The organism is Herbidospora cretacea (assembly GCF_001570605.1).
Lineage (GTDB): Bacteria > Actinomycetota > Actinomycetes > Streptosporangiales > Streptosporangiaceae > Herbidospora > Herbidospora cretacea.
The window spans coordinates 89,729-104,389 of sequence record NZ_BBXG01000016.1 but is presented as its reverse complement, the minus strand read 5'-3'; the positions used below and the strand labels follow the sequence as shown (position 1 = coordinate 104,389).

The following is a 14,661-nucleotide window of genomic DNA, read 5'->3' as shown; positions in this document are numbered from 1 at the left end:
GGAGCCGCCGTGCACCCGCGTTACGCGCGCATCGCCGACGAACTACGGGCGGCGATCCTCGGCGGCGAGATCCCGGTGGGCACGCCGCTGCCGTCGGAGACCGTGCTCGCCGCCCGGCACCAGGTCGCCCGGGGGACCGTCCGTCAGGCCGTGGCGGTGCTGGCGGCCGAGGGGCTGGTCGGCTCCCGGCAGGGGGCCAGGCGGATCGTGCTGGGCCGCGAGCGCAGTCAGAACTTCGCGGTGCTGCACAGTTTCGCGCAGTGGGCGCGGGCCGCCGGACATGAGGTGACCGGCCAGGTCATCGAGCAGCGCCGCCGTACGGCCGACGCCGCCGAGGCGGCCCGGCTCGGGCTGGCGGTGGGCGATCCGGTGCTGCGGGTGCTGCGGTTACGCCGCCTCGACGGCGCGGCGGCCCTGCTGGAACGGACCGTGTACGCGGGCTGGCTCGCCCCCGCAGTCGAACGGCTGCCCGCCGACTGCGACTCGGTCACGCAGGCCCTGTACGAGTCCCGGGGGCTGGTGTTCGCGTACGGAGAGCACCTGATCGACGCCGTCGCGGCCGGGAGCGAGGACGCCCGCCTGCTCGGGGTGCGGCGGGGCGGGCCGCTGCTGCGGCAGCGGCGGGTGACGACGACGCGGGAAGGGCGCCCGGCGGAGTGGTCGGACGACCGCTACCGGGCCGGCAGCGTGACGTTCGCGATCCGCAACGCGGCGGGCGCCCTGGCGGTGAACCCGCCCGGCTAGCTGTAGAAGCCGCCCTCGATGCGGCTCTTGAACACCGACTGGATGCCCTGGTGGGCCATGACGCCCTGCGAGACGGTGTAGTCGATCAGCAGGACGCTGGCCTCGAACGTCAGGTTCTCGGTCACCCGGGTCCCGGCCGCGCCGAGGTCCTCGAAGGTGATCGTCTGGTGGGTGATGACGTTGGGCAGCGTCCACGAGTCGACCTCGTAGAAGTACCCGGCCGCGTTGATCCGCTGCTGGGCGTGGGTGTTGATCGGCGTCGCCGGCAGCCCCGGCTGGAGCGGCGTGTTCTCGATCGCGGTCTGGTTGATGGTCCGGACCCCGGCTGCCGTGGTGTCGGAGTGGACGACCACCCGCTGGAGCAGCGGGTTGGCGCCGATGTGGTTCTCGAAGTTCGAGTAGATCGCGAACACCACGTCGCGGGGGGCCGCGATGTCGACGGAGATGCTCTGCGACCTCGCGGCCCGGCCCAGGGCGGGGTTCGGATGGTTCAGGGCCTCGATCAGGGTGTACGTCGTGCGGGCCAGCTCCCACTGGAGGGCGACCAGCGGGTCGGCGTCGGCCCTGGCGGGCGAGCTCATGACGGACAGGACCATCGTGAGGGCGAGCAGTGGAGCGCTTAACAGCCGGAACGGCTTCTTTCTCATGGCCACATCTCACCCCAGAAGCCGTTGGAACGCTCCTGGCAAGACCTGCCAGTCTTTAAGCGAGACGCGGGCGGCCGAAGGCCGACCGCGGCTCGCGCGCCCGGAATCTGCCCAATATCAAGGCACCAATCGGTACCCCACTCCCCGCACGGTCTCCACGACGTTCGGCTCGCCGAGCTTGGCCCGCAGATGGGCGATGTGCACGTCGAGGGTGCGCGCCGCCGACCGGCTGAGGTCCTTCCAGTTCTCCAGCAGCAGGGTCTGCTTGGTGACGACCTCGCCGGGTGTCTGCACCAGCCGCCGGAGTAACGCGAACTCCTTCGGCGTCAGTGGCACGTTCCGGCCGTCCCGCCAGACCAGATAGCGCTTGGCGTCGATCTGGATGTCGCCCGCCTGGAGGACGTCGGTCTTGCCGCCCCGCGTGCGGCGCAGCACGGCCTCCATGCGCGCTTCCAGTTCCTCCATGGAGACCGGTTTGACCAGGTAGTCGTCGGCGCCGGCCCGTAGTCCGCGGACCCGTTCGGCTCCGTCGTCCCGGGGCGACAGCACGATGATCGGGACGTCGCTCGTCCGCCGGATCTCCCGGCACGCCTCGGCCCCGTCGTCGTTTCCCGCCCCCAGGAACACGACGTCATATCCGAGCACGGCCGTCCGGTCGGGTCCGACCGTGACCGAATAACCTGATTTCCCCAGTGCGGCTTCGATGTCGGCCGCCGTCTGCCTGTCTTCGTCCACGACGAATACCCGCATGTCTCCCCGTGTTTAAAGCTGTGGCCCCCGCCTCGTCCGGGCAATACTGGTGGGTTCAGGATGACATGTCAACAATTGCCGAAGAATCAATTAGGGCATGGTCAAATGAATGGCCGCCTCGGCGGTGAACGGCAGGAACGTGAACGACTCCTGCAGATAGAGCGTCACCGTGGCGTCGGTGTGGCTCAGATATCCAATGGAGACGTCCTGCCCGAGATGCAGGTCGAAGTCGCCGCCCCGGGTGGTGAGCACGACCGCGCCGGTGATCGCCGGCGCCCAGACGATGTCGCCCGAGACGAGGCGCTGGATGTGCTCCAGCACCGGATATCCGTGGTCGGCCGTCTCGGCGACGCCCGTGTAGGAGTCGGCGCTGAGGAGCACCGAATAGGGCCCGTCGACCCCGGCCATCCGCAGGATGCCGAGGGCCTGCGCGATCGCGTCCGGATAGGCGCGGACGTCGGAGGGGAGCACCAGCGGCCGGTGGGAACTGAGCGGGATGACGCCCGAGATGTGCCCCGCGTCGAACCCCTCGAAGACGGCCCGGTCCTCGGCGATGGCCAGCGCGGCGGCGGCGTCCTTGACCGGCTGCCAGTCGGAGTCGTTCGAGCCGCGCTCGACGTCGTCGACCGCCTCGCGGTCCAGCTCGAACGGCCGGCGCAGCTCGATCAGCCGGGACACCTCCCGCCGCCGGACCTGGAGGCCGGGCGACGGCGAGGTGACCGGCGTCGTGTGCCCGGTCGACACGGCCGACAGCTCGGTCCCTCCCGGGCCGTGGACGTCGACCACCCGGCGGCCGGCGATGTGGCGCTTGAACGTCCGGGTGGCCTCCTCCTCGATCTGCGCCCAGGCGGCGTCGGAGATCGGGGCGAGCTCGCGATGGAGGTTGTTCATAGCTGCGGGACTCCCTTGAGGTCGCCGATGGCCATCCTGGTGGGGATCTGCGCTGCGGGAGGGTCTTCGAGGAAGGCGCCCGACGGGACGAAGTAGAGCGAGCCGGTCAGCGCCGTGGAGAAGTCGAGGATCCGGTCGTAGTTGCCCGGCGGGTCACCGATGAACATGTTGGTCAGCATGTGTTCCAGCAGCTCGGACGTGCGCGAGTAGCCGATGAAGTAGGTGCCGAACTCGCCCTGCGAGGCGTTGCCGAACGGCATGTTGTCGCGCAGGATCTTCAGTTCCCTGCCGTCCTCCTCGATGACCGTGAGGGCGTTGTGGGCGTTGGCGGGCTTCACGTCGTCGTCGAGCTCGACGTTGGAGAGCTTGTGGCGGCCGATGACCTTCTCCTGGTCCTCGGTGTTCAGCCGGTTCCAGGTCGAGAGGTCGTGGACGTATTTCTGGACCAGGACGTAGGAGCCGCCGGCGTGGTCGGGGTCCTCGTCGCCGATGAGCACCGATTCGAGGGCCAGGTCCCCCGTGGGGTTCTCGGTGCCGTCGACGAATCCGAGCAGGTCACGGGCGTCGAAGTAGCGGAAGCCGTGCACCTCGTCGGCGCTCGCGACCCCGTCCCGGAGCCGGTTCATGATGAGCTGGGCCAGCTCGAAGCAGAGGTCGTGCCGGTTGGCCCGGATGTGGATCAGCAGGTCGCCCGGCGTGGAGGGGGCGTAGTGGGCGCCCCTGATCTCCTTGAGCGGATGGAGCCCCTGCGGCTTCGGCAGCCCGGGGTAGAGCCGGTCCCAGAGCTGCGACCCGAACCCGAGCACACACGACAGCCCCGGGTCGAGCGAGCGGAACCCGACCGTCCGCAGCAGCCCCGCCAGGTCTTCGCCCAGGTCCCGGACCGCCTGATGGCCGGTCGGCTTGATCGTCGCGACGATGAAGATGGCCGAGGGACTCAGTGGACCCAGGACCGCCTGTACGCCGCTGCGATAGTCCTCCACCCCGCTAGGGGTCGCCGGTGACATGGCTGAGGAACCTCCTGATCCGGTACGGATTCGTCTATGACCCGTAGTACGACACGACGGCCGGCTGGCCGGTGTAGTTGGGCCCGGCCGTGTCGTCGGCGCCCAGGTAGTCGTAGGGAAACTCGATCACGGCGGGCCCGGTCCGCCAGATGCGCTTGGCGCGGGCGTCGTACCCGAACCCCTGACCCCTCAGAGTGGCCACCAGCCCGCGCCGGGACGGCACCTCGACCGACGCGACGTCGAAGCTGGCCACGAACCTGCCGCCCTCGTTCAGCCATCCGGCGACGTCGGCGAGGACCCGGAGCTTGTCCCCGACGTAGTGCAGCCCGTGCACGACCGTGACCAGGTCGAACCGCTCGCCGGGCCGCCACCCGGGCACGCCCGCCACGACCAGCCGCAGGTTCCGTCCCGGCCGCACCGCGAAGTGATCGACCAGATCGACCCCCGTGACGTCGGCCCCGAGCATCGCCCCCTCGGCGAGGGCATGCCCCTCCCCGCAGCAGAGATCCAGCCACCTCCTGCCTGGCAGGAGCCCGGCCAGGTCGAGCCCGAGCTCCCGCGAGTAACTCGCCAGCCGCCGCCCCCGGTTCATGGCGTTGTTCGCCACCACGGGAGACACCTCAAGCTCAGCGGCCCCGAGCAGCTTCCCCATGCGGCCTATTTTGTCGCCAATGTCGTGAAGCGGCGGGCGTTTCGCACCGCCGCGCCGGTGGGGTCGTTGTTGAAGTAGACGTAGCCCTCGTCCGGCAGGCGGTCGAGCCAGGTCCTCATCGCCTGGTCGCCGTATTCGGGCGGGTTCTTCCTCGACGTTCCTTCGTGGAAGCGCAGGTAGGCCCAGGTGGTCGTCTGCCACAGCGGCCCCTGCCGGCGGCCCCGGCGGTCGGCCCAGACGAGGGCGGCCTCGTGGGTTTCGAGGGTCCGCCGGGTGTCGTCGTTCCACCACGACTCGTGGCGGGGTTCCACCGCCAGGGCGACGCTTTCGGGGAAGCATTTCAGGCAGTCTCCGAGGGCGTCCTCCTCGTACGGGAGATTGGGCGGCAGTTGAATCAGGATGGGGCCGAGTTTGTCGCCCAGGCCTTCGGCCATGCGCATCAGGCGGTCGACCGGTTCCCTCGGGTCGCGCAGGCGTCTGACGTGGGTGAGATATCGGCTCGCCTTGACGGCCATGACGAAATCGGCGGGCGTCCGGTCGTGCCATTGCCGAAAGGTCTCGTGTTTCGGCAGGCGGTAGAAGGAGCCGTTGTTCTCGACGGTGCGGAATTCCTCGCCGTAGTGTTCCAGCCAGCGTTTCTGCGGCACACCCGGCGGATAGAGGACCCCGCGCCAGTCGGCGTACTGCCAGCCGGATGTTCCCACCAACATCCCCCCAGCCTAGGCTTCGCGGGGTGAACCTCAGGGAGATCGCCCGCCGCTTCGCCGCCACCTGGCAGACCGGCTGGGCCACCCACGACGTCGACCTGCTGCTTTCTCTGTACGCCCCGGGCATCGTCCACCGCTCGATGCCGTTCCGCGAGCCCCACCAGGGCATTTCGGCCCTGCGGGACTATCTGACGTGGTCGTTCTCCGAGGAGGTCGTGCGGTCCGTGGAGTTCGGGGAGCCGCTGGTCGACGGCGACACGGCGGCGATCGAGTTCCGGGTCGCCGCCGAGGAGGGCGATCTGGCGGGATGCGTTTTCGTACGCTTCGACGAAAACGGTCTCGCCATCGAGACACGCGATTATTGGCACATGTCGGATAATCCCGAACGGGTTTAGGACCAGGTGTGGGTCGGGGCCTGTCCGTGGCGGCGGTTGTAGCATCGGGCGGTGAATTTCCCGCCTGGTATGCCGCCCTCCCGGTCGCCGTCTCCGCGGCCGGAGTGCTGTTCACCGATGGGCATGACCGGGTGCTGCTGGTGCGGACCACGTACAAAGACGACTGGGACATCCCCGGCGGCGTGATCGAGGTCGACGGCGGCGAGACCCCCGCGGCGGCGGCCCGGCGGGAGCTGCTGGAGGAGCTGGGCCTCGACCGCGAGGTGGGCGACCTGCTGAGCATCGACGTCCGCCCCCCGCAGCCGGACCGGCGGGCGTTCGTGGCCTTCCTCTTCGACGGCGGCGTGCTGACCCCCGGCGACGTGGCCGGGATCGGGTTCCCCGACGGCGAGATCGCCGAGGTCCGCCTGGTCTCCCTCGGCGAGGTGGCCCGCTTCACCGACGCGGCGCTGGCCCGCCGGATCAGGTCCACGCTGCTCCACCCGGGTCCGGGCCTGCTGTTCCTGTCGGACGGCGAGCCGACCGGGGATGATCGTGGCCATGGACCACATGACCGCCCTGATCGAGCAGAACGCCCGGTTCGGTGACCTCCTCCACGCCGCCGACCCCTCCACCGAGGTGCCCACCTGCCCCGGCTGGACCCTGAAGCAGCTCTTCCGCCACGTCGGCCGGGGCGACCGCTGGTCGGCCCAGATCATCTCCGACCGGGTCGACGGCGGCCTGGACCCCCGCGAGGTCCGTGACGGCAAACCCCCGGCCGACACCGAAGGAGCCCTGGCCTGGCTGCACGGCGGCCCGGCCGTCCTGCGGGACGCGCTCGCGGCGACCGGAGCGTCGACGGACGTGTGGACGTTCCTCGGCCCCCGCCCGGCGGAGTGGTGGGTCCGCCGCCGCCTCCACGAGGCGACCGTCCACCGCGCCGACGCCGCCTTCGCCCTGGGGCAGCCCTACGACCTGGCCCCCGACCTGGCCGCCGACGGCATCGAGGAGTGGATCGACACGGTCGCGGCCTCCCGCCCCACCCTCGACCCGGGGGTGACCGTGCACCTCCACACGACCGACGTCCCGGGCGAGTGGATGATCCACGGCGAGGAGGGCCGGACCGTCTGGGAGCCGGGCCACGGCAAGGGCACGCTCGCGGTCCGGGGACGCGCGGAGGACCTCTTCCTGGCCCTGGTCAACCGGAGGGAGGAGGGCCTGGAGATCTTCGGCGACGAGAACCTCTGGGCGTCGTGGCGGGAACGCGCCCGGTTCTGACCTCTCAGGCCCCGGCGCCCGGCAGGGTCTCGGAGAGCTCGATCATGTTGCCCCACGGGTCGCGGAAGAAGGCCAGGCGGCGGCTGATGTCCTCGATCTCGAACGGCTCGCCGATCACGTCCACGCCGCGCCGGACCAGTTCGGCCCGGGTCTCGTCGACGCTGTCCACGTGGACGCAGATGTGCTGGTAGCCGCCGTGGCGCAGGCTCACCTCCAGGTCGTCCAGGACCTCCTTGGGAAACGGGACCGGCCCGGCGAGGATCTCGACGTGGAAGTCGTCGTCGTCGGCGGGGCTCAGATAGGCCAGCTTCAGCTCCCCGTACGGCCATTCCTGCAGGACCCGGAAGTCGAGCTTCTCGACGTACCAGGACTTGGCGGCCTCGAAGTCCGGGACCCGGATTCCGACGTGGTGCCCGGCGAACGACGCGAACGGGCTGGCGGGGTTCCTGGGCGGGTGGGCCGGCATCGGCATGGTGCAACTCCAGCGGAAGAGAGAACGGGCCGCCCCCCTCGGGCGGCCCCACTGAAGTCAACCGGCCGGGACCCGCCGGGTGAACGCCCAGCCTGGCACCGCTCAACCTGGTTCCCGCAGGACCACCCTAGGCGCGGGATACTGGACCCATGTCCAGGCCAGCGGAGATTCGCGAATTCCTGCGCTCGCGCCGGGCCCGACTGACCCCGGCCGACGTCGGGCTGCCGATCAGGGCCGGGAGCCGCCGCGTGGCGGGCCTGCGCCGGGAGGAACTGGCGATGCTGGCCGGTGTCAGCGTCGACTACTACACGCGCCTGGAGCAGGGCCGCGCCCCCCACGCCTCCGAGCAGGTGCTGGGCGCGGTCGCCGACGCCCTGCGGCTCGGCGACCTGGAGCGGCGCCACCTGTTCGACCTGGTCAAGCCGGTGGCCGACCCGGGAGACGACCGGCCGCCCCGGGCCCGGCCGGCGGTGCGGATGATGCTCGACGCCCTCGACCCGGTGCCCGCCGTGCTCCACGGCCCCTGCCTGGAGGTCGTGGCGATGAACCGGATGGGCAAGGTCCTGCTCGACGACTTCGACGCCATGCCGCCGGGCGAGCGCAACATGGTGCGCTGGATGTTCCTCGACCCGAAGGCCAGGTCGGTCTATCCCGACTGGGACGAGGTCGCCGCCCAGATGGTCGCGATCCTGCGCGCCGCCGCCCCCCACCCGCGCCTGACCCGCCTGGTCGGCGAGCTGACCGCCCGGTCGCCGAGGTTCACCGACTTCTGGGACGACTACAGGGTCTTCCAGCACACCCACGGCACCAAGCGCTTCCACCACGACGCGGTCGGCACCATGTCGCTCAACTACGAGTCGCTGGTCCCCCCGGCTGACCCGTACCTGTCGCTGATCATCTACTCGGCCGCCACCGGCTCCCCCTCGGAGGAGAGACTGTGCGCCCTGACGGACTGGGCCGACCGCTCCTGAAAACGCGAACAGCGCACTCGTGATCACACGAATGCGCTGTTCGGAAGCCGGTGCGCCGCCAGGGACTCGAACCCCGGACCCGCTGATTAAGAGTCAGCTGCTCTAACCAACTGAGCTAGCGGCGCTTAAGACCCCTGAAGATTACCGCACCCCCGAACCCCCACCAAATCGGGCTACACTAGAACATCATTCGGTACGTCCAGAGGGAAGCCCACGTGACCTGGTTCGCCTCACCGTCGGAAGCCGCCACCCGTCTCGGACAGACCGGATACCTCTCCGACGACTCCATCGCCACATCGGTCTTCCTGGCCGGCGTCCTGGAGAAGCCCCTCCTGGCCGAGGGCCCGGCGGGCGTGGGCAAGACCCAGCTCGCCAAGGCGATAGCCGAGGCGACCGGAGCCGACCTGATCCGGCTCCAGTGCTACGAGGGCCTCGACGAGGCCAGGGCCCTCTACGAGTGGAACTACAAGAAGCAGCTCCTGCGGATCCAGGCCGAGGACGACGCCTGGGACGACATCTTCAGCGAGGAGTTCCTCCTCGAACGCCCCCTGCTGAAAGCGATCAGGGCGGAGCGGCCGACCGTCCTGCTGATCGACGAGACCGACAAGGCCGACGTGGAGGTGGAGGGACTCCTGCTGGAGATCCTCTCCGACTTCCAGATCACCATCCCCGAGCTCGGCACCATCACCGCCGGGCGCAAACCCTTCGTCGTCCTCACCTCGAACGCGACCCGGGAACTCAGCGAGGCGCTCAAACGCCGCTGCCTCTATCTGCACCTCGACTATCCGACCCCGGAACGCGAACGCGACATCGTCCGGGCACAGGTCCCCGGCATCGCGGAGACGCTGGCCGAACAGCTCGCCCGGACGGCCGCCACGCTCCGCGCCCTGGAACTCAAGAAGTCGCCGAGCATCGCCGAGACCGTCGACTGGGCGCACACCCTGCTCGCCCTGGGCCGCGAGATCCTCGACGAACAGACCGTCGCGGAGACCCTCGGCGTCGTGCTGAAACACCGTTCCGACCAGCAGCGGGCCGCCAAGGAACTGGGCCTGCGATGATCGACCGGCACATCGGTTTCGTGCACGCCCTGCGCGAGTCGGGTCTCCCCGTCTCCCTCGCCGAGGGGCTGGACGCCGCCGACGCCCTGCGCCATCTCGACCTGTCCGTCCGGGAGAACCTCCGTGAGGCCTACGCCGCGACGCTGGTGAAACGCCCGCAGCACCGCGAGGGCTTCGACGTCCTCTTCGACCTCTGGTTCCCCGCCACGACCCAGGGCCCGCCGAAACACCACGACGGCGACCCCCGCGAGGAACTGGCCGAACTCCTGCGGGGAGACCCGAACACCCCGGAGTTCCGCGCCTTCGCCCAGGCGATGGTCGAACGCTTCGGCCAGGTCCAGGCCGGCCCCGGCCGCCAGTCGTGGTTCTCCTATCCGGTCATGCGCGCCCTCTCGCCGCAGACCCTGATCGCCCGCCTGCTGGGCGAACGCGGCGGCCTGCCCGAGAAAATCGCGCGGCAGCGCATCGCCACGAACATCGCCGCTTTCGAGGCCGAGGTGGCCACCGACGTCCGCAGGAGAATCGCCGAGGAACAGGGCCGCGAGCGCATCACCAGATCGGCCGTGAAACCGCCGATCGACCGCCGCGACTTCCTCCGCGTCACCAAGGCCGAACTCGCCGAACTGCGCAGAGAGGTCCATCCCCTGGCCAGAAGACTGGCCACCCGCCTCTCGATGAAACACCGGAAGGGCGACCGGGGCAGGCTCGACTTCCGCAGGACGGTCCGCGCGTCGCTCCAGTCGGGCGGCGTCCCGCTCACCACTCACCTGAGGCCGAAACGCCCGCACAAACCGGAACTGGTCGTCATCACCGACGCCAGCGACTCGGTCGCGAGTTTCGCCCAGTTCACCCTGCTGCTCACCTTCGCCCTGCGCGAGCAGTTCACCAAAGTGAGAGCCTTCGCCTTCGTCGACACCGTCGACGAGATCACCGGGTATTTCGCGCCGGGCGCCGACGTCCTCGACGCCATCACCCGCATGACCGGTGAAGCCGACATCACCAGATTCGGCCGCACCGACTACGGCCAGGTCCTGACGCGTTTCGAAGAACGCTACGCGAGCGCCCTCACCCCGAAAACCAGCCTCCTCATCCTCGGCGACGCCCGCTCCAACTACCAGCCGCCCAACACCGAAACCCTGAAACGCCTCACCGAAAAGACCCGTCACGCCTACTGGCTCAACCCGGAGCCGAGAAACCAATGGGACACCGGCGACTCAGTGGCCAGCGGCTACGCCGCCGTCATCCCCATGCACGAATGCCGAAACGTCCACCAACTGGCCACCTTCATCGAAGAGATCGCCTGAGAAGGAGCCGGCATGCCGTTGCGGGACGAACTCAAGCTGGTGGTTCTCATCTGGAACAGCACACTTCTCCTGGCGGACATCGACGCCATAAGGGGTTCGGGCCCTTTCGAGGAGGCGTTCGTCGCTCCCGGCTCATTCGCGGGTGCGGCGGACGGCAGTCTCACCGCGCTGAGCAACTTCAACACCCGCCATTCCGACGTCGTCCTCCAGCGCTGGGACGGAGCCCCGCCCCGCAGCGCAGACGCCGTCGACCTCTCCGTCCGGCTGGTCTCAGGGAAAATAGGCCCCTTCGTCCTCGTCAGCGGAGACGTTCTCCCCCACATCGATCTGGGAGAAGAGAACGCCACCTGGCACGTCCGCATCACGCGAACGCCCGCCGACGTGCCGGATGACTACGACGAAGAAGAAGACGACCCCATGGACGAGACGTTCACCTTCCAGTTCTGGCCCGGCTGAGAAGCCTCCTCCGTTACGGCTCCGCCCACCCCGGCACCGCCCGCCGTCCCAAGCCACGCCGTAACCGGCGCCAACCGGCCGCAATGGCTCCTCGCCACCACAAGGTCGCCTCTTGCCAGTAATAGTTCAGTACACCTATATAAACATCTAGGAGTCGATGATGTAATTGACTCTGTGCAGCTCAGGTATAACTTCCGCCTCTACCCCACCGCGGGTCAGCGCGAATCTCTGGCCAGGGCGTTTGGGTGCGCGCGTACGGTGTTCAACGACGGGCTGCGCCTGCGGCACGAGGCCCGTGAACAGGGCTTGCCTTACGTCTCGGATGGAGATTTGTCCAAGCGGCTCATCACCGAGGCGAAGAAGACACCGGAGCGGGCGTGGTTGGGCGAGGTGTCGGCCGTCCTGCTCCAACAGGCTCTTGCCGACCTGAACACCGCCTACCGCAACTTCTTCGCTTCGGCCACCGGGCGGCGGAAGGGCCCGCAGATGGCTCCCCCACGGTTCCGCTCGCGCAAGGATTCACGGCAGTCGATCCGATTCACCAAGAACGCCAAGTTCAAGGTCACCCCGGCCGGAAGGCTACGCCTGCCGAAGATCGGAGACGTCCCGGTCCGCTGGTCGCGCCGACTACCGTCGCAGCCGTCGTCGGTGACCGTGACGAAGGACACCGCCGGACGGTACTTCGCTTCCTTCGTCGTGCAGACGTCTGACGAACCGTTACCGGAGGTGTCCTCTGAAGTAGGCGTCGATCTTGGGCTGACCCACTTCTTGGTCACGTCCGACGGCAGAAAGGTGGACAACCCACGTTTCCTGCGCCGCGCCGAACGCCGTTTACGCAAAGCCCAGCAGTCCCTGGCCCGCAAGGAGAAGGGCAGCCAGAACCGGAAGAAGGCCGTGGTGAAGGTCGCCAGGGCTCACGCCAAGGTGGCCGATGCTCGCCGAGACCACGCCCACAAACTCTCCACCCAGTTGATCCGCGACAACCAAGCGGTCTACGTGGAGAACCTGTCGGTGTCCGGTCTCGCCCGCACCCGGCTGGCCAAGTCCGTGCATGACGCGGGCTGGTCGCAGTTCACGACCATGCTGGCGTACAAGGCCACGCTGCATGGCCGGACGTTCGCCAGGATCGACCGCTGGTTCCCCTCGTCCAGACGCTGCTCGGCCTGCGGCGTCATCGCCGGCAGGATGCCGCTCGACGTCCGCGAATGGACCTGCGGCTGCGGCGTCACCCACGACCGTGACCACAACGCGGCGAAGAACATCCTCGCGGCTGGACGAGCCGAGAGGCGAAACGCCTGTGGAGACCAGGCAGGACCGGATTCCGGACCTGCGCCAGTCGTTGAAGCAGGAACCCACTCCACGCTGCCCGCCTCGGCGGCGCTCCAAGGGAGAATCCCGCCTGTTAGGCGAGAGGGATGTCAAGATGCGGGGCATGCCCTGGAAGACCGGGATGGTCGCTCGTGACCCGTCCGAACCGCACCGTACCGCCACGCCGCTTGAGCTGCTCTTCGACCTGGTATTCGTCACCGCGGTCGCGCAGGTCGCCGCGCAGCTCGATCACGCCCTGCTCGAAGGGCACGCCGCCGAGGGGGTCATCAGTTATCTGATGCTCTTCGGGGCGATCTGGTGGGCGTGGATCTCGTTCACGTGGTTCGCCAGCGCCTTCGACACCGACGACGGGCCCTACCGGATCCTGGCGTTCGTTCAGATCGCGGGGTCGCTGGTGCTGGCGGCGGGGGTTCCGGCGGCGTTCGACGATCTCGACTTCCGCTGGACCGTGCTCGGTTACGTCATCATGCGCATCGCCTATGTGGCGCAGTGGCTGCGGGCGGGGCGGGAGCATCCGGCGGTCCGGACGCTGGCGATCAAGCTGGCGGCGGGGACCACGGCCGTGCAGGTCCTCTGGGTGCTGCAACTGCTGCTGCCGGACGACTACCGGATCCTGGCGTTCATCGTCCTGTTCCTGGTCGACCTGTCGGTGCCGTGGTTCGCGGGCTGGAACGCCGACCAGGGCGGGTTCCACGCCCATCACATCGCCGAGCGCTTCGGCCTGTTCACCCTGATCGTCATCGGCGAGTCGATCACCGCGGCGACGCTGGCCATCCAGGGGGCGTTCGCGGCGCAGGGCCATGTCCTCGACCTGATCGTCCTGGCCGTGGCGGCGCTGCTGATCTCGCTGTCGGTGTGGTGGCTCTACTTCGGCTACATGGACCACCGGGCGCTCCGGACCAACCCCAGGACGACCTACATCTGGTCGTACGGCCACTACTTCATCCTCGCCGCCATCGCGGCCGGCGGGGCGGGGGTGGCGGTGATCGCGGCGTCGGTGGGGGGCCACGGCGCGCACCTGCCCGAATGGGGGGTCGCGCTGGCGCTCACGGTGCCGGTGGCGGTGTTCCTGTTCGCGTTCGCGGCCATCGACGCGCTGGCCAACGGCAGGCGGGACCTGAAGCCGGTCGTGTTCGCCGCCGCGGGGATGGTCGTGCTGGCGCTGACGCCGCTGGCGACGGTGATCGGAGGGCCGTGGACGGCACTGGTCACGGCCCTGATCGTGGTCGCGCTGCTGGCGAAGGAGCTGCTAGCTCATCCGTCGGAGGATGCGCGCAGCCGTCCGGCTGAGTAGTTCGACCTGCTCGGCGTCGAGCTGGGCGGTGGGATTGCGGCGGATGACGCCGGGGATCTTGCGGGGGTAGGCCACGGTCAAGCCCTCGCCGCTGACCACGCCTGAGCGGTTGGCGATCGTGCATCCGTGCAACGCGAGCACGGGGCTGATCGTCACCTGGACGCCGGTCTCCCTCGACAGGACCTCGGCCAGGTCGGTGGCGGCGCCGATGAGGCCCTTGGCCACGCTGGTGCCGTACTTCTCGTCGAAGAAGAGGCGTTTGCCGTGCTTGGCCACGATCGTGTCGGGCGACCAGGCCTCGTTGTCGACGATCCACAGCCCGCCGGGGCCGATGATCAGGTGGTCGACCGAGGCCTTGCCGGGCACGGCGCGTCCGTCCATCACGCGGTAGCCGCGGCGGCGCAGCATCATGCGGAGGATGCGGCCGGTGCGGACCTCGCCCCGGCGTTTGCCGCGCCAGACGGCGGTGCGCTCGTGGGAGCGCCAGGCGATGAAGGCGTCGGTGCCGCCGGCCAGGGCGCCCAGGACGACTCCCGTGGCGAAGGCGTTCCAGCCGAGGCGGGCGGCGAGGAGGTGGCCGGCGACGAAGCCGGCCACCGTGTAGGCGGCGCGCAGCCGGAGGCGGTTCTTGCGGCCGGCGAGCCAGAAGGTCAAGTACAGGTTCTGGGGCGACGACCCGGTGAACTTCTCGTCGCGCGGGACATAGATGGACCCGTTGGGCACCCTG

General features: G+C 69.1%; 18 protein-coding genes and 1 tRNA gene. 10 read left to right on the top strand and 9 right to left on the bottom strand.

The genetic code is table 11. The annotated features are described in order from the left end of the window. The first annotated feature begins 9 nt into the window (after window positions 1-9). Window positions 10-744 carry a GntR family transcriptional regulator gene (locus AW270_RS27150; protein WP_061298923.1) on the top strand — a complete coding sequence of 245 codons (735 nt, stop codon included), beginning with the start codon at window positions 10-12 and terminating at the stop codon, window positions 742-744. On the opposite strand, the gene AW270_RS27145 is transcribed toward AW270_RS27150, so the two are convergent. The 6 genes from AW270_RS27145 to AW270_RS27120 form a co-directional block, all read right to left on the bottom strand. Next, entirely contained in the window at window positions 741-1,391 is a 651-nt protein-coding gene (locus AW270_RS27145) for an SRPBCC family protein (RefSeq protein WP_061298922.1), read from the bottom strand. The two genes, AW270_RS27150 and AW270_RS27145, sit on opposite strands and share 4 nt — an antisense overlap. A 117-nt stretch (window positions 1,392-1,508) precedes the next feature. Next, window positions 1,509-2,141: a response regulator transcription factor gene (locus AW270_RS27140; protein WP_061298921.1), complete on the bottom strand. Its 633-nt coding sequence runs from the start codon at window positions 2,139-2,141 to the stop codon at window positions 1,509-1,511. Window positions 2,142-2,231: 90 nt separating this feature from the next. Then, window positions 2,232-3,032 (bottom strand): family 1 encapsulin nanocompartment shell protein, encoded by an 801-nt coding sequence (locus AW270_RS27135; protein WP_061298920.1) that lies wholly within the window; start codon window positions 3,030-3,032, stop codon window positions 2,232-2,234. Continuing rightward, window positions 3,029-4,039 carry a Dyp-type peroxidase gene (locus AW270_RS27130; protein WP_061298919.1) on the bottom strand — a complete coding sequence of 337 codons (1,011 nt, stop codon included), beginning with the start codon at window positions 4,037-4,039 and terminating at the stop codon, window positions 3,029-3,031. The genes AW270_RS27135 and AW270_RS27130 overlap by 4 nt, the downstream gene beginning before the upstream one ends. Before the next feature lie 34 nt (window positions 4,040-4,073). Beyond that, window positions 4,074-4,691 (bottom strand): class I SAM-dependent methyltransferase, encoded by a 618-nt coding sequence (locus AW270_RS27125; RefSeq protein ID WP_061298918.1) that lies wholly within the window; start codon window positions 4,689-4,691, stop codon window positions 4,074-4,076. Between the two features lie 5 nt (window positions 4,692-4,696). Then, entirely contained in the window at window positions 4,697-5,401 is a 705-nt protein-coding gene (locus AW270_RS27120; protein WP_061298917.1) for a DUF72 domain-containing protein, read from the bottom strand. A 23-nt stretch (window positions 5,402-5,424) separates the two neighbouring features. Here AW270_RS27120 and AW270_RS27115 point away from each other — a divergent pair, with 23 nt between their 5' ends. From AW270_RS27115 to AW270_RS27105, 3 genes are read left to right on the top strand one after another with little or no spacing between them, the layout of a single operon-like run. Next, window positions 5,425-5,793, top strand: a complete 369-nt coding sequence (locus AW270_RS27115) for a nuclear transport factor 2 family protein (protein WP_061298916.1) — start codon at window positions 5,425-5,427, stop codon at window positions 5,791-5,793. 8 nt (window positions 5,794-5,801) lie between these two features. Next, on the top strand, window positions 5,802-6,380 hold the full coding sequence (locus tag AW270_RS27110) for an NUDIX domain-containing protein (RefSeq protein ID WP_245674869.1): 579 nt from the start codon (window positions 5,802-5,804) through the stop codon (window positions 6,378-6,380). Then, complete coding sequence (locus AW270_RS27105; protein ID WP_061298915.1) at window positions 6,334-7,050, top strand: maleylpyruvate isomerase family mycothiol-dependent enzyme; 717 nt, start codon at window positions 6,334-6,336, stop codon at window positions 7,048-7,050. The genes AW270_RS27110 and AW270_RS27105 overlap by 47 nt, the downstream gene beginning before the upstream one ends. Before the next feature lie 4 nt (window positions 7,051-7,054). On the opposite strand, the gene AW270_RS27100 is transcribed toward AW270_RS27105, so the two are convergent. Then, window positions 7,055-7,522 carry a VOC family protein gene (locus AW270_RS27100; RefSeq protein ID WP_061298914.1) on the bottom strand — a complete coding sequence of 156 codons (468 nt, stop codon included), beginning with the start codon at window positions 7,520-7,522 and terminating at the stop codon, window positions 7,055-7,057. 149 nt (window positions 7,523-7,671) lie between these two features. Here AW270_RS27100 and AW270_RS27095 point away from each other — a divergent pair, with 149 nt between their 5' ends. Then, window positions 7,672-8,493, top strand: a complete 822-nt coding sequence (locus AW270_RS27095; protein WP_061298913.1) for a helix-turn-helix transcriptional regulator — start codon at window positions 7,672-7,674, stop codon at window positions 8,491-8,493. A 51-nt stretch (window positions 8,494-8,544) separates the two neighbouring features. Here the strand turns inward: AW270_RS27095 and AW270_RS27090 are convergent. After that, window positions 8,545-8,618, bottom strand: a tRNA-Lys gene (locus tag AW270_RS27090). A gap of 90 nt (window positions 8,619-8,708) precedes the next feature. Between AW270_RS27090 and AW270_RS27085 the strand changes: the two genes are divergently transcribed. The 5 genes from AW270_RS27085 to AW270_RS27065 all read left to right on the top strand — a co-directional run bounded on the left by AW270_RS27085 (window position 8,709) and on the right by AW270_RS27065 (window position 13,934). Beyond that, complete coding sequence (locus AW270_RS27085; protein ID WP_061298912.1) at window positions 8,709-9,551, top strand: AAA family ATPase; 843 nt, start codon at window positions 8,709-8,711, stop codon at window positions 9,549-9,551. Then, entirely contained in the window at window positions 9,548-10,855 is a 1,308-nt protein-coding gene (locus AW270_RS27080; protein ID WP_061298911.1) for a vWA domain-containing protein, read from the top strand. The genes AW270_RS27085 and AW270_RS27080 overlap by 4 nt, the downstream gene beginning before the upstream one ends. Before the next feature lie 12 nt (window positions 10,856-10,867). Further along, complete coding sequence (locus AW270_RS27075) at window positions 10,868-11,311, top strand: hypothetical protein (RefSeq protein WP_061298910.1); 444 nt, start codon at window positions 10,868-10,870, stop codon at window positions 11,309-11,311. A 174-nt stretch (window positions 11,312-11,485) separates the two neighbouring features. Beyond that, window positions 11,486-12,775, top strand: coding sequence for an RNA-guided endonuclease InsQ/TnpB family protein (locus tag AW270_RS27070; RefSeq protein WP_245674868.1), 1,290 nt, complete (start codon window positions 11,486-11,488; stop codon window positions 12,773-12,775). Then, on the top strand, window positions 12,744-13,934 hold the full coding sequence (locus AW270_RS27065; protein WP_169807386.1) for a low temperature requirement protein A: 1,191 nt from the start codon (window positions 12,744-12,746) through the stop codon (window positions 13,932-13,934). Before AW270_RS27070 ends, AW270_RS27065 begins: the two co-directional genes overlap by 32 nt. Here AW270_RS27065 and AW270_RS27060 read toward each other — a convergent pair. After that, on the bottom strand, window positions 13,890-14,657 hold the full coding sequence (locus AW270_RS27060; RefSeq protein ID WP_061298908.1) for a nuclease-related domain-containing protein: 768 nt from the start codon (window positions 14,655-14,657) through the stop codon (window positions 13,890-13,892). The two genes, AW270_RS27065 and AW270_RS27060, sit on opposite strands and share 45 nt — an antisense overlap. Window positions 14,658-14,661 lie beyond the last annotated feature (4 nt).

Excerpts from the sequence above, each read along its gene's own strand:
- AW270_RS27100 (WP_061298914.1), bottom strand. The coding sequence starts at position 7,522 with ATGCCGATGCCGGCCCACCCGCCCAGGAACCCCGCCAGCCCGTTCGCG.
- AW270_RS27065 (WP_169807386.1), top strand. The coding sequence starts at position 12,744 with ATGCCCTGGAAGACCGGGATGGTCGCTCGTGACCCGTCCGAACCGCAC.
- AW270_RS27105 (WP_061298915.1), top strand. The coding sequence starts at position 6,334 with ATGGACCACATGACCGCCCTGATCGAGCAGAACGCCCGGTTCGGTGAC.
- AW270_RS27130 (WP_061298919.1), bottom strand. The coding sequence starts at position 4,039 with ATGTCACCGGCGACCCCTAGCGGGGTGGAGGACTATCGCAGCGGCGTA.
- AW270_RS27125 (WP_061298918.1), bottom strand. The coding sequence starts at position 4,691 with ATGGGGAAGCTGCTCGGGGCCGCTGAGCTTGAGGTGTCTCCCGTGGTG.
- AW270_RS27145 (WP_061298922.1), bottom strand. The coding sequence starts at position 1,391 with ATGAGAAAGAAGCCGTTCCGGCTGTTAAGCGCTCCACTGCTCGCCCTC.
- AW270_RS27120 (WP_061298917.1), bottom strand. The coding sequence starts at position 5,401 with ATGTTGGTGGGAACATCCGGCTGGCAGTACGCCGACTGGCGCGGGGTC.
- AW270_RS27095 (WP_061298913.1), top strand. The coding sequence starts at position 7,672 with ATGTCCAGGCCAGCGGAGATTCGCGAATTCCTGCGCTCGCGCCGGGCC.
- AW270_RS27135 (WP_061298920.1), bottom strand. The coding sequence starts at position 3,032 with ATGAACAACCTCCATCGCGAGCTCGCCCCGATCTCCGACGCCGCCTGG.
- AW270_RS27080 (WP_061298911.1), top strand. The coding sequence starts at position 9,548 with ATGATCGACCGGCACATCGGTTTCGTGCACGCCCTGCGCGAGTCGGGT.
- AW270_RS27140 (WP_061298921.1), bottom strand. The coding sequence starts at position 2,141 with ATGCGGGTATTCGTCGTGGACGAAGACAGGCAGACGGCGGCCGACATC.
- AW270_RS27075 (WP_061298910.1), top strand. The coding sequence starts at position 10,868 with ATGCCGTTGCGGGACGAACTCAAGCTGGTGGTTCTCATCTGGAACAGC.